A 12,640-nucleotide genomic window follows, 5' to 3' on the forward strand; every position below is an offset into this window, starting at 1 on the left:
AGCCATCATGGATATGGATTTAAATAATCGTCTTACCGAAGACGAAACGCTCGAGCAGGCTTACGACATTTTCCTCGAGCTGGCGGTCGATAATCTCGACCCCGCCGATGTTCTTCTGTTCAACCTGCAGTTCGAAGAACGCGGCGGCGCCGAGCTGTTCGACCCCGCGGAAGACTGGCAGGAACACGTTGATTACGACCTGAACCCGGACTTCTTTGCGGAAGTGGTTATTGGTCTGGCGGACACCGACGGCGGCGAACTGAACGATATCTTCGCGCGCGTTCTGCTGTGCCGCGAAAAAGATCACAAGCTCTGCCATATTCTGTGGCGCGAATAAGTTATATGTTGATCAAAGGGCAGCGTAACGCTGCCCTTTTTTATGCCCCAAGCTCACGGGGAAGCGCTGTTCCACATCCATTGCAGTAACGCGCTTTCGGATCGTGATCTCGCTGTTTGCAGTGCGGACATACGCGTTCATGGCGGCGTTTTTGAAACTCGCTGGTCATCTGCGCGGTGATAATCCCGGTTGGGATAGCGATGACAGAGTAGCCGATTAAGATAAGAATCGAGGCCACCGTTCTGCCCGGTGCGGTATGCGGCGTAATATCGCCATAGCCAACCGTTGTCACCGTGACAATCGCCCAATACACCGAGGTGCTCAGCGTGGTAAAGCCGTTTACCGGCCCTTCTATGCCGTACATCAGCGCGCCCGCAACGACCATGACAATGCCAATAAAGGCGTAGAACAGAATCAACTGATGCCGCGAATTAACGATAGCACTCCACAAACTGTTCAGCGCAGGCATCAAGCGAAGCAGTTTCAGAATACGTAATACGCGGATCACGCGCATCGCGCGCCAGGCGAACAAATATTCCACGCCAATCTCTGGCCACAGTAAAATAACGTACAGCGGCAGAATGGTCGCGAGATCGATAAACCCCCAGAAGCTGAACACGTAGCGCGCCGGTTGCGGCCAGCAGCACACCCGCAGAAGGTATTCCAGGGTAAACATAAGGGTAAATCCGACTTCCAGCAGCATGAATGCATGCCATTCGTCGAACGTCAGATGGTAGGTTGTGCCAATCCCTGATTCGATAAAAATAACAATAACGCTTAAGAGCGCAAACAGTCCGCACAGCGCTTCAAACCGTCGGCCGGTGCGCGTACGTTGATCGAATAAGAAATGATAAAGACGATGGCGCAAAGCGCTAATAGCCACCACGTTATCTCCTCGTCAAAATAAAAGGGCTGGCAACTTGCCAGCCCTGACGATTATAACGGGTCAACCTTGAGACAGGAAACCGCGTGGCGGAAACTCCCTTCCAGAAGTGGACGCGTTTTCGCACATTCTGGCCCAGCCAGCGGACAGCGCGTACGGAATACGCAGCCGGACGGCGGGTTAATCGGCGACGGCAGTTCCCCTTCCAGCAGTTGGATAGTTTTGTTCTGCTCTAGATCCGGGTCCGGAACCGGCACCGCGGACATCAGCGCCCTGGTGTACGGATGAAGTGGATTGTTGTACACCTCATCGTAGGTACCAAGCTCCACCGCATGCCCCAGATACATCACCAGTACGCGGTCAGAGATATGCTTCACCACCGCCAGATCGTGGGCGATGAAGATAAGCGACAGCCCCATCTCACGTTGCAGTTGCTGCAGCAGGTTCACCACCTGCGCCTGGATTGAAACGTCCAGCGCCGACACCGGCTCATCACAGATGATCAGCTTCGGCTCGAGGATCAGCGCGCGGGCAATACCGATACGCTGACACTGACCACCGGAAAACTCATGCGGATAACGGTTGACGAGGTTCGGCAGAAGCCCCACCTTCATCATCATGGTTTTCACTTTGTCGCGCACTTCCTGACGCGGCATCTTCGGATAGTAGGTACGCAGCGGCTCGGCGATGATTTCGCCGATGGTCATACGCGGGTTCAGCGAGGCCAGCGGATCCTGGAAAATCATCTGAATATCGCTGCGCACGGCGCGCCACTCATCCGGTTTCATCCCCAGCAGGTCTTTACCAAGCCAGGCCACTTTGCCTTCCGTTGCCTTCACCAGGCCGATAATGGCGCGCGCGAAGGTTGACTTCCCGCAGCCTGACTCACCCACCACGCCCAGCGTTTCGCCTTCATACAGACGCAGGGTCACGCCGTCGACTGCTTTCAACGTTTTTGGCGGCTGCCAGAACCACTGTTTCCCATCTTTGATCTCGAAGTGGACCTTTAAGTCCGCAATTTCGAGCAGCACTTTTCTTTCGTCAGTCACGGTGCTCATACCAGTTCCCCCACGTTTCTAAAGCAGGCACGTAAACGGCCCGGCGCAAACTCTTCCAGCGGCGGCGCGCTATTGCAGGCCTCCATCGCATGTGGACAGCGAGGTTGGAACGGGCAACCGGTCGGCAGGCGCAGCAGGTTTGGTGGGTTACCAGGGATAGTCAGCAGCGACTCACCCTCGGCATCAAGACGTGGAACGGCATTCAGCAAGCCAATAGAATACGGGTGTGCAGGCTGATAGAACACATCGCGCGCCTTACCGTATTCCATGGTCCGCCCGGCGTACATCACCAGCACCTTATCGCAGATCCCGGCAACAACGCCCAGATCGTGGGTGATCATGATAATCGCCGTATTGAACTCGCGCTTCAGCTCGTTCAACAAGGTCATAATTTGCGCCTGAACGGTCACGTCCAGCGCGGTGGTTGGTTCATCGGCAATCAGCAGTTTTGGTCGACACAGCAGCGCCATGGCGATCATCACGCGCTGACGCATACCGCCGGAGAACTCGTGCGGGTACATTTTCATGCGCTTACGCGCTTCCGGCATTTTGACCGCGTCCAGCATTCTGACCGACTCTTCAAACGCTTCGGCCTTGCCCATGCCTTTATGCAGCATCAGAACTTCCATTAACTGCTCGCCGACGCGCATATACGGGTTCAGCGAGGTCATTGGGTCCTGGAAAATCATCGAGATCTGCTCGGCGCGCAGCTTGTTAAGCTGATGTTCAGGCAGGTTAAGGATCTCTTTACCGTTAAACAGCGCCGAACCACCAATACGCCCGTTACTGGCCAGCAGCCCCATCAGCGCAAACGCAGTCTGCGACTTACCGGAACCCGACTCGCCAACAATCCCCAGCGTTTCGCCCGCACGCAGGCTGAAGTTGAGGTCGTTCACGGCGGTCACATCGCCGTCCGGGGTTTTAAAGGTGACACGCAGGTCTTTAACGCTAAGCAACCGCTCAGATGCCGTTGCCGTTTCAATTGTGCTCATGGCAACTCTCCTTAACGGTCTTTCGGGTCGAGGGCATCACGCAGGCCATCGCCGATAAAGTTAAAACAGAACAGGGTCACAACCAGGAATCCCGCCGGGAACAGCAGCAGCCACGGCGATACTTCCATTGAGTTCGCGCCATCGCTTAATAACGCACCCCAGCTACTCAACGGCTCCTGGGTACCCAGGCCGAGGAAGCTCAGGAAAGATTCAAACAGGATCATGCTCGGCACCAGCAGCGAGGCGTAAACCACCACCACACCCAGCACGTTCGGCACGATATGGCGAACCACGATATTGACGGTCGATACACCGCCGACCTGTGCCGCTTCGATAAACTCTTTGCGCTTAAGACTGAGGGTCTGGCCACGCACGATACGCGCCATATCCAGCCAGGACACCATCCCGATAGCCACGAAGATCAGCAGGATGTTTTGCCCAAAGAAGGTCACCAGCAGGATCACAAAGAACATGAACGGGAAGGAGTTGAGGATTTCCAGCAGGCGCATCATCACCGAATCGACTTTACCGCCCAGATAACCGGACAGTGAGCCATACAACGTGCCAACAATCACGGCCACCAGCGCCGCAGCGATCCCGACCATCAGGGAAATACGCCCACCGATAGCGACGCGAACCAGCAGGTCACGCCCGGAGGAGTCGGTGCCGAAGTAGTGCCCTGAGGCCATATCCGGCGCGTTGGACATCATGCCCCAATCGGTGTCGAAGTAGGAGAACTGCGACACGACAGGTGCCAACGTTACGAACAGTGCAATCAAGACCAGCACAACCAGGCTGGCAACCGCCGCGCGGTTGTGCATGAAGCGTCGACGCGCATCCTGCCAGAGGCTACGCCCTTCAACTTCCAGCTTCTCACTGAAGTTTTCCAGCGCCTCGCTGTTTTTTTTACTTAACATCATGGCGAACTCCAGCCTTAGTAACGGATTTTCGGGTCAATCACGGCGTAGAGTACATCTACCACCGCGTTAAACAGGATCGTTAGTGCGCCAACCAGAATGGTCAGGCTCAACACCAGGGAGTAATCGCGGTTAAGCGCCCCGTTAACGAACAGCTGTCCAATCCCCGGCAAACCGTAGATTGTCTCGATAACCATCGAACCGGTAATGATACCGACGAAGGCTGGCCCCATATAAGAAAGCACCGGCAACAGCGCAGGTTTTAACGCATGGCGGAAAATAATCCGCCGCATCGGTAACCCTTTCGCCCGTGCGGTACGGATGAAGTTTGAATGTAAAACCTCAATCATTGAGCCGCGGGTAATACGCGCAATGCTGGCAATATAGGCCAGAGAGAGCGCTACCATCGGCAGGATCATGAATTGAATCGCCCCGCCGTTCCAGCCCCCACCGGGTAGCCAATGCAGCGTGATCGCGAATATCATCACCAACAGCGGTGCGACAACGAAGCTCGGTATGACCACCCCGGTCATTGCCACCCCCATTACCGCGTAATCCCATTTGGTGTTCTGTTTTAAAGCCGCAATAACCCCGGCAGTCACTCCGAATATAACGGCCAGCAGGAACGCCGCGGCGCCCAATTTAGCCGATACAGGGAAGCTCACCGCCACCAGATCGTTAACGGTATAATCTTTGTATTTAAAGGAAGGGCCGAAATCACCGTGAGCAAGCTGCTTCAGGTAATTACCGTACTGAACCAGAATTGGATCGTTTAAATGATATTTCGCTTCGATGTTCGCCATCACTTCCGGCGGGAGCGTACGCTCACCCGTAAACGGGCTTCCCGGCGCAAGGCGCATCATAAAGAAGGAAATAGTAATAAGAATAAATAGCGTCGGAATCGCTTCCAGACAGCGGCGTAATATAAATTTTAACATTGCCCGTACCTTCTGGCATGTGCCTTTGCACTGCTCTCAAATAAGACACGATGGGGCGAGCCAGTACTCGCCCCACGTATTGCCATTAATGCTTGATAACGTAGAGATCTTTAGTATAAACGTTATCCATCGGGTCTTTACCGGTGTAGCCGCCAACCCATGGTTTCACCAGACGGGCGTTCACATAGTAATAGACCGGTACGATCGCGGTATCTTTATCCAGCTGTTGTTCAGCTTTCGCATACGCGGCAGTACGCTGCTCTTCGTTAGACGCTTTCACTGACTCAGCCATGATCTTATCGAACGCTTCGCTCTTATAGTGCGCAGTGTTCATAGAGCTACCAGACAGCATGGTGTTCAGGAAGGAAGTTGGTTCGTTGTAGTCCGCACACCAGCCAGCGCGTGCTACGTCGTAAGTCCCCTGGTGACGCGTGTCGAGGAAGGTTTTCCATTCCTGGTTCACCAGCTTCACTTCTACGCCCAGGTTTTTACGCCACAGCGAGGCCGCCGCAATCGCCAGCTTCTTGTGCAGATCGGAAGTGTTGTACAGCAGGTTGAAGGTCAGCGGCTTATCCGCGGTATAGCCCGCTTCGGCCAGCAGTTTCTTACCTTCTTCGTTACGTTTTTCCTGTGACCACTTGAACCATTCTGGTTCGGTCAGCTTCGCGCCATCGGTATACGGAGGGGTATAACCATAGGCTGGCAGGTCGCCCTGGCCTTTCACTTTGTTGGCGATAATATCGCGATCCAGACCCAGCTTCAGCGCGGTACGAACACGTGCGTCGGTAAACGGTGCTTTCTGGTTGTTAATTTCATAATAATAAGTACACAGATACGGATCGACGTGAACTTCGTTCGGGATCTCTTTTTTCAGCTTCTGGAACAGTTCAATTGGCAGCTGGTTATAGGTCATATCCAGCTCGCCGCTACGATAGCGGTTAACGTAGGTAACTTCAGAAGACGTTGGCAGCCAGGTGACTTCATCAACGACGGTTTTGGCGTTATCCCAGTACTGTGGGTTACGTTCCATCACGATACGCTCGTTAACAACCCAATCTTTCAGGGTGTATGCGCCATTGGTCACGATGTTGCCAGGCTGGGTCCATTTTTCGCCGAATTTTTCAATCGCTGGCTTGTAGACCGGGGACATTGCTGGGTTAACCAGCAGTTTATAGAAGTAAGGCACTGGCTCACTCAGAGTGACTTCCAGCGTGTGGTCATCTAACGCTTTCACGCCCAGCTCGCTCGGCGCTTTTTTGCCGTCGATAATATCATCAACGTTCACGATATGACCGTACTGCGGATAGCTGGCGTATGGGGATGCGGTTTTCGGATCCACCAGACGCTGCCAGCTATAGACGAAATCTTGTGCGGTAACCGGTTGGCCGTTAGACCATTTAGCGTCTTTACGCAGATGGAATGTCCAGACTTTAAAGTCTTTATTATCCCAGCTTTCTGCAACGCCCGGAATCGGGTGACCGTCTTTCGGAGAGGTATTCAGCAACCCTTCGAACAGGTCGCGGCTAATATTTGCCTCTGGAACGCCTTCAATTTTATTCGGATCGAGGGACTGTGGTTCTGCACCACTGTTACGCACCAGCGTCTGCTTGCTTGCCAACTGTACGCCTGCAGGAACATCTGCAGCCATGACATTACCCGCGATCAGTGCGGTAAGAATGCCTGCCGCAACCAGGCTTTTTTTTGTGATGATGGACATTGTGTTGATACTCCGTTCATTATTATTACTGACTCACGCCAGCCTGTTTAATCCCGTTTCGGGTTCCCGTACAGCGCAGGAGATTTTTGCGTCTGCCGGGTCGTTTTACTGCTGCTATCACCGACTTTTTTATTACGGTTGCTCTTATTGGCAACCTGACGTCGATTCATTAAAAGCTTCCCCCCTGTCGGGAAACTTTTCTTATCCGTTAATAACTGCTTACAACCAGAAACAGTTACCGTTTACAAAATTTTATCTTGCGAATAACTCAGGCCGGAAAGTACCAAATGCCTATCACTGCCGCCAATATAATTTGCAAATTTGTTAAGCAATTCTCTTTTGCTCAACATACTGTGCGCTGCCCGGTAGCGTAATCGCAAAATTAACCTATCTGAAATCAATATTTTTCAATTAGATAGATGAAAACTAGCGCCCTGCACATGTGCGCTCTGCAAAGGTGTGCGTTTTTTGTACGAAAATTTAACGGTTGCTTATTTTTTAGCACATAACTCTGCGTTGAAACTGAAATTACTAATATCATTTCAATTATCTAACAGCAAGCGCCAGAGTATGGTGTGAGAGAAATAACATATGAGTTGCTGAGAAAGCAGACAGGTGGAGAGAGTATCTGATTGATTAAAGTCAATTTTTTAAAACATTCAAATTAATTATGTATAGCTTACAACAAAAGTTTAAGAATATGTTTTTCCGATAGTCACGGCGGTAATCGCGACCACAACGCCACTACCGCCGCAGCATAATTAACCGACCAGGCCGGGAAAGATAGATTTGATGCCGGTCACAATAAACTCAATACCGAGCGCCATCAGCAGCAGACCCATTATACGCGTCACCACGTTGATCCCCGTCTGCCCCAGCATACGCACTAACCACGGCGAAATACGGAAAATCCCCCAGCAGCAGTATGCAAACAGCGCGATGGACAGCGAGAAGCCAAGTAAATAAGGAAGAGAGTGGAAGCGCGTACCCCACACAATGGTCGAACTGATCGCCCCCGGCCCGGCCATTAACGGCAAAGCCAGCGGCACCACACCCAGGCTTTCGCGCACCGAGGTTTCCGATTTCTCCTGCTTATTCTGTTTGTCCTCTCCTAGCTTGCCGCTAATCATCGACATCGCGATGCTCACCACCAGAATCCCACCGGCGATGCGGAAGGAATCAATGGAGATCCCAAACAGTTGCAGAATCAGGTCGCCAAGGAATAAAGACGTCAGCAGGATAATGGCGACGGAAAGGCTCGCCGTCAGGTTGGTTTTATTTCGCACCATCGCCGTCTGATTGCTCGTCAGACTGATGAAAACAGGAATCAGCCCCACCGGGTTGACCAGCGCAAACAGGCCGATAAAGAACTTAAAGAAGACAGGAAAATCAAACAGCGTTTGAATCACGTTAACCCCAGAGCATCATTAAAAGTTAGTAGTTGACGAACGGCAAACCATAATTTGCGCTGACAATACCCTGTTTAGGCTTTAGGTTCATCTGAATTATCCATAAAACCGGGTACAAAACAGAGTGTTACCGAGTTGTATAAAATATGCTAATGTTAAGCCCACAACTACTCACGATTGATTAACGGCATTTATAATTTGCTAAAAGCGCCCTGCTGAAAGGTGTCAGCTTGGCTTAAACTTGATTTAGATCATGCAAATCGTACTCAGAAGTGGGTAATCTGCTTACACCGAAAGGGAAACGCCTTCATAAAAATAGCGTATCCTGGCCGGTGAGCTCCTTGGCTAAATCGAAGCTCTTTTAGTAAATCAGTGAATCAGTTCGTGGATAACACCTTGTTTCCTTAACTTTTTCGCCAGCTGCAGGCGATTTGTCTATACTGACTTGTCGAGCAGATGATTCACTAAAAAAGTTTAACATTATCAGGAGAGCATTATGGCTGTTACTAATGTCGCTGAACTTAACGCACTCGTAGAGCGCGTAAAAAAAGCCCAGCGTGAATATGCCAGTTTCACTCAAGAGCAAGTTGACAAAATCTTCCGCGCCGCCGCTCTGGCCGCTGCAGATGCTCGAATCCCTCTCGCAAAAATGGCCGTTGCCGAATCCGGCATGGGTATTGTTGAAGACAAAGTGATCAAAAACCACTTCGCTTCAGAATATATCTACAACGCCTATAAAGATGAAAAGACCTGTGGTGTTCTGTCTGAAGACGACACTTTCGGTACCATCACCATTGCTGAACCAATCGGCATCATCTGCGGTATCGTACCGACTACTAACCCAACTTCTACCGCTATCTTCAAATCGCTGATCAGCCTGAAGACGCGTAACGCCATCATCTTCTCTCCGCACCCACGTGCTAAAGATGCAACCAACAAAGCAGCAGATATCGTTCTGCAGGCTGCAATCGCTGCTGGCGCACCAAAAGATCTGATCGGCTGGATTGACCAACCGTCTGTAGAACTGTCCAATGCACTGATGCACCACCCAGATATCAACCTGATCCTCGCGACCGGTGGTCCAGGCATGGTTAAAGCAGCATACAGCTCCGGTAAACCAGCTATCGGCGTAGGCGCAGGTAACACTCCTGTGGTTATCGACGAAACCGCTGATATCAAACGTGCTGTGGCATCTGTTCTGATGTCTAAAACCTTCGATAACGGCGTAATCTGTGCTTCTGAACAGTCCGTTGTTGTTGTTGACTCCGTTTACGATGCTGTTCGCGAACGTTTCGCAAGCCACGGCGGCTACATGCTGCAGGGCAAAGAGCTGAAAGCCGTTCAGGACATCATCCTGAAAAATGGCGCGCTGAACGCCGCTATCGTTGGTCAGCCAGCATACAAAATTGCTGAACTGGCGGGCTTCACCGTACCGGCAACCACTAAGATCCTGATTGGTGAAGTGAAAGTGGTTGATGAAAGCGAACCGTTTGCACACGAAAAACTGTCTCCAACTCTGGCGATGTATCGTGCAAAAGACTTCAACGATGCTGTTGAGAAAGCTGAGAAACTGGTTGCGATGGGCGGTATCGGTCATACCTCTTGCCTGTACACCGACCAGGACAACCAGCCAGAACGCGTTGCTCACTTCGGTCAGAAGATGAAAACCGCGCGTATCCTGATCAACACCCCTGCTTCCCAGGGTGGTATCGGTGACCTCTACAACTTCAAACTCGCACCTTCCCTGACTCTGGGTTGTGGTTCATGGGGTGGTAACTCCATCTCTGAAAACGTTGGTCCTAAGCACCTGATCAACAAGAAAACCGTTGCTAAGCGAGCTGAAAACATGTTGTGGCACAAACTTCCGAAATCTATCTACTTCCGTCGTGGCTCACTGCCAATCGCGTTAGATGAGCTGATTACCGATGGCCACAAACGCGCGCTGATCGTGACCGACCGCTTCCTGTTCAACAATGGCTACGCAGACCAGATCACTTCTGTACTGAAAGCAGCTGGCGTTGAAACTGACGTGTTCTTCGAAGTTGAAGCTGACCCGACTCTGACCATCGTTCGTAAAGGTGCAGAGCTGGCGAACTCCTTCAAACCAGACGTGATCATCGCACTGGGCGGCGGTTCCCCGATGGACGCAGCCAAAATCATGTGGGTCATGTACGAACACCCAGAAACTCACTTCGAAGAACTGGCGCTGCGCTTTATGGACATCCGTAAACGTATCTACAAGTTCCCGAAAATGGGCGTGAAAGCGAAAATGGTTGCTATCACCACCACTTCCGGTACCGGTTCTGAAGTGACGCCGTTTGCGGTAGTAACCGACGACGCAACTGGCCAGAAATACCCACTGGCTGACTACGCGCTGACTCCAGACATGGCGATTGTTGATGCCAACCTGGTTATGGATATGCCGAAGTCCCTGTGTGCTTTCGGTGGTCTGGATGCGGTGACTCACGCCCTGGAAGCTTACGTTTCCGTGCTGGCTTCCGAGTTCTCCGACGGTCAGGCTCTGCAGGCTCTGAAACTGCTGAAAGAAAACCTGCCAGCGTCCTACCATGAAGGTTCTAAGAACCCGGTAGCTCGTGAGCGCGTTCACAGTGCAGCCACCATCGCAGGTATCGCGTTTGCGAACGCCTTCCTGGGTGTATGTCACTCCATGGCGCACAAGCTGGGCTCTCAGTTCCACATTCCTCACGGTCTGGCGAACGCCCTGCTGATCAGCAACGTTATTCGTTATAACGCGAACGACAACCCAACCAAACAGACTGCATTCAGCCAGTACGACCGTCCACAAGCACGTCGTCGCTACGCTGAAATCGCTGACCATCTGGGTCTGTCTGCACCGGGCGACCGTACCGCAGCGAAAATCGAAAAACTGCTGGGCTGGCTGGAAGAGATCAAAGCTGAACTGGGTATTCCTAAGTCTATCCGTGAAGCTGGCGTACAGGAAGCTGACTTCCTGGCACACGTTGACAAACTGTCTGAAGATGCGTTTGATGACCAGTGCACCGGTGCTAACCCGCGTTACCCACTGATTTCTGAACTGAAACAGATCCTGATGGATACTTACTACGGTCGTAACTTCGTAGAAGGCGCTGTAGAAGAGAAGAAAGAAGCCGCTCCAGCTAAAGCAGAGAAAAAAGCGAAGAAATAATCCGCTAATTTCTGGCTGAAAAGCAAAATGAACAAGCCCCATCATTGATGGGGCTTTTTTTATGCCTGATAAACGGTATAAAAAAAGCAACGCGTTCCCTGCCCGTCTCTAAAACGGCAGGAAACGCATCAGGAAGGGATTAACAAGAACGGCAGGTATGATTGTGTTGATCCTGGATAACGGCCAGTGAGCCCTCTTCCAGCGCTTCTTTGTAATGCTTACGGCAAACGGAGACATAGCGCTCATTACCGCCAATCACCACCTGCTCACCTTCGTTGTAGGGACGCCCTTCTTGATCGAGGCGCAGCACCATGCTGGCCTTACGCCCGCAGAAGCAAATCGTTTTTAATTCAACCAGCTTATCAGAGAGCGCCAGCAGGTACTGACTACCGCTAAACAGTTCGCCACGGAAATCGGTTCTTAGGCCATAGCACAATACCGGAATATCCAGATTATCCACCACGTCAGAGAGCGCGTAGACCTGCTCACGCGTCAGAAACTGGCATTCATCCACCAGCACGCAATTAACCGCCTCACGAGCGTTCTCAGCGTTAATTTCATCGAATAACTGGCTGTTTTGATTAAACAGCTTTGCAGGCGATGAGAGGCCAATACGCGAACTGACCTTACCCGCACCAAAGCGATCGTCTATTTCAGCGGTATAAACGATGGTGCGCATCCCCCGCTCCTGGTAATTGTACGACGACTGTAAAAGTGCCGTCGATTTGCCCGCATTCATTGCTGAGTAGTAGAAATAAAGTTGTGCCATTGGCTGAGGAGTCCTAATCGATGCGTTTTTTAAACGGAGCGCAGTGTACCATATTAGCCCCCTGGCTTCCTGTGTCATCTGGACGTTATGTATACCTCCACATAGGGAGAAACACAGCGTACGGGTATACGCGACGCAGACTGAGAATATTAAACAATACCTCAACGCCGTCTTGCATAATGTTGCAGCACACCCCCGTAACATCATCATTCAACTGAACTATTTAATCGTTTGCCCCCCTGCGCGCGCGTAGGTGTAATGATCACAGGGTAAAAAAATAGCTAGCCAGATTAATAGTTGAAAAGATTAATGAGTTCAGCAGAGAAAATGTGATCCACCACAATTTGTGTAGCGAAGTCCGGTAATGACTCCAACTTATTGATAGTGTTTTATGTTCAGATAATGCCCGATGACTTTGTCATGCAGCTCCACCGATTTTGAGAACGACAGCGAC

General features: G+C 51.5%; 12 protein-coding genes. 2 read left to right on the plus strand and 10 right to left on the minus strand.

The genetic code is table 11. The features are described from left to right. Positions 1 to 7: 7 nt before the first annotated feature. A complete protein-coding gene (locus HII27_RS24780) occupies positions 8 to 337 on the plus strand; it encodes an HI1450 family dsDNA-mimic protein (protein ID WP_185669961.1) in 330 nt (109 codons plus the stop codon). Between the two features lie 40 nt (positions 338 to 377). Here HII27_RS24780 and HII27_RS24785 read toward each other — a convergent pair whose 3' ends face one another. From HII27_RS24785 to HII27_RS24815, 8 genes are all read right to left on the minus strand, one after another. Continuing rightward, positions 378 to 1,220, minus strand: a complete 843-nt coding sequence (locus HII27_RS24785) for an ion transporter (RefSeq protein ID WP_317983868.1) — start codon at positions 1,218 to 1,220, stop codon at positions 378 to 380. 53 nt (positions 1,221 to 1,273) lie between these two features. After that, positions 1,274 to 2,278 (minus strand): murein tripeptide/oligopeptide ABC transporter ATP-binding protein OppF, encoded by a 1,005-nt coding sequence (oppF, locus tag HII27_RS24790; protein ID WP_185669963.1) that lies wholly within the window; start codon positions 2,276 to 2,278, stop codon positions 1,274 to 1,276. Next, the gene (oppD, locus tag HII27_RS24795) at positions 2,275 to 3,270 is read right to left on the minus strand and encodes an ABC transporter ATP-binding protein (RefSeq protein WP_185669964.1); all 996 of its coding nucleotides are present in this window, start codon (positions 3,268 to 3,270) and stop codon (positions 2,275 to 2,277) included. Before oppD ends, oppF begins: the two co-directional genes overlap by 4 nt. Positions 3,271 to 3,281: 11 nt before the next feature. Then, entirely contained in the window at positions 3,282 to 4,190 is a 909-nt protein-coding gene (gene oppC / locus HII27_RS24800; protein WP_185669965.1) for an oligopeptide ABC transporter permease OppC, read from the minus strand. Between the two features lie 14 nt (positions 4,191 to 4,204). After that, positions 4,205 to 5,125 (minus strand): oligopeptide ABC transporter permease OppB, encoded by a 921-nt coding sequence (gene oppB / locus HII27_RS24805; RefSeq protein ID WP_035896056.1) that lies wholly within the window; start codon positions 5,123 to 5,125, stop codon positions 4,205 to 4,207. Between the two features lie 85 nt (positions 5,126 to 5,210). Continuing rightward, positions 5,211 to 6,842 (minus strand): oligopeptide ABC transporter substrate-binding protein OppA, encoded by a 1,632-nt coding sequence (oppA, locus tag HII27_RS24810; protein WP_185669966.1) that lies wholly within the window; start codon positions 6,840 to 6,842, stop codon positions 5,211 to 5,213. A 47-nt stretch (positions 6,843 to 6,889) separates the two neighbouring features. Next, entirely contained in the window at positions 6,890 to 7,012 is a 123-nt protein-coding gene (locus tag HII27_RS27390) for a hypothetical protein (protein WP_255581436.1), read from the minus strand. Positions 7,013 to 7,603: 591 nt separating this feature from the next. After that, positions 7,604 to 8,251 (minus strand): YchE family NAAT transporter, encoded by a 648-nt coding sequence (locus HII27_RS24815; RefSeq protein ID WP_185669967.1) that lies wholly within the window; start codon positions 8,249 to 8,251, stop codon positions 7,604 to 7,606. A 496-nt stretch (positions 8,252 to 8,747) separates the two neighbouring features. Here HII27_RS24815 and adhE point away from each other — a divergent pair, with 496 nt between their 5' ends. Then, positions 8,748 to 11,417: a bifunctional acetaldehyde-CoA/alcohol dehydrogenase gene (gene adhE, locus HII27_RS24820; RefSeq protein ID WP_185669968.1), complete on the plus strand. Its 2,670-nt coding sequence runs from the start codon at positions 8,748 to 8,750 to the stop codon at positions 11,415 to 11,417. Between the two features lie 139 nt (positions 11,418 to 11,556). Here adhE and tdk read toward each other — a convergent pair whose 3' ends face one another. Together tdk and HII27_RS24830 are read right to left on the minus strand one after the other, a co-directional pair. Further along, the gene (gene tdk, locus HII27_RS24825; RefSeq protein ID WP_185669969.1) at positions 11,557 to 12,186 is read right to left on the minus strand and encodes a thymidine kinase; all 630 of its coding nucleotides are present in this window, start codon (positions 12,184 to 12,186) and stop codon (positions 11,557 to 11,559) included. Between the two features lie 375 nt (positions 12,187 to 12,561). Next, positions 12,562 to 12,640 (minus strand): IS1 family transposase (locus tag HII27_RS24830; protein ID WP_001401901.1); only part of this gene is annotated, 79 nt, incomplete at its 5' end.

This window comes from Kluyvera sichuanensis (genome assembly GCF_014218705.1).
GTDB classification, from domain to species: Bacteria; Pseudomonadota; Gammaproteobacteria; order Enterobacterales; family Enterobacteriaceae; genus Kluyvera; species Kluyvera sichuanensis.

Coding starts and splice junctions, on each gene's coding strand:
- HII27_RS27390 (WP_255581436.1), bottom strand. CDS start 7,012: ATGAATCGACGTCAGGTTGCCAATAAGAGCAACCGTAATAAAAAAGTC.
- oppC (WP_185669965.1), bottom strand. CDS start 4,190: ATGATGTTAAGTAAAAAAAACAGCGAGGCGCTGGAAAACTTCAGTGAG.
- oppD (WP_185669964.1), bottom strand. CDS start 3,270: ATGAGCACAATTGAAACGGCAACGGCATCTGAGCGGTTGCTTAGCGTT.
- HII27_RS24780 (WP_185669961.1), top strand. CDS start 8: ATGGATATGGATTTAAATAATCGTCTTACCGAAGACGAAACGCTCGAG.
- tdk (WP_185669969.1), bottom strand. CDS start 12,186: ATGGCACAACTTTATTTCTACTACTCAGCAATGAATGCGGGCAAATCG.
- oppB (WP_035896056.1), bottom strand. CDS start 5,125: ATGTTAAAATTTATATTACGCCGCTGTCTGGAAGCGATTCCGACGCTA.
- oppF (WP_185669963.1), bottom strand. CDS start 2,278: ATGAGCACCGTGACTGACGAAAGAAAAGTGCTGCTCGAAATTGCGGAC.
- adhE (WP_185669968.1), top strand. CDS start 8,748: ATGGCTGTTACTAATGTCGCTGAACTTAACGCACTCGTAGAGCGCGTA.
- oppA (WP_185669966.1), bottom strand. CDS start 6,842: ATGTCCATCATCACAAAAAAAAGCCTGGTTGCGGCAGGCATTCTTACC.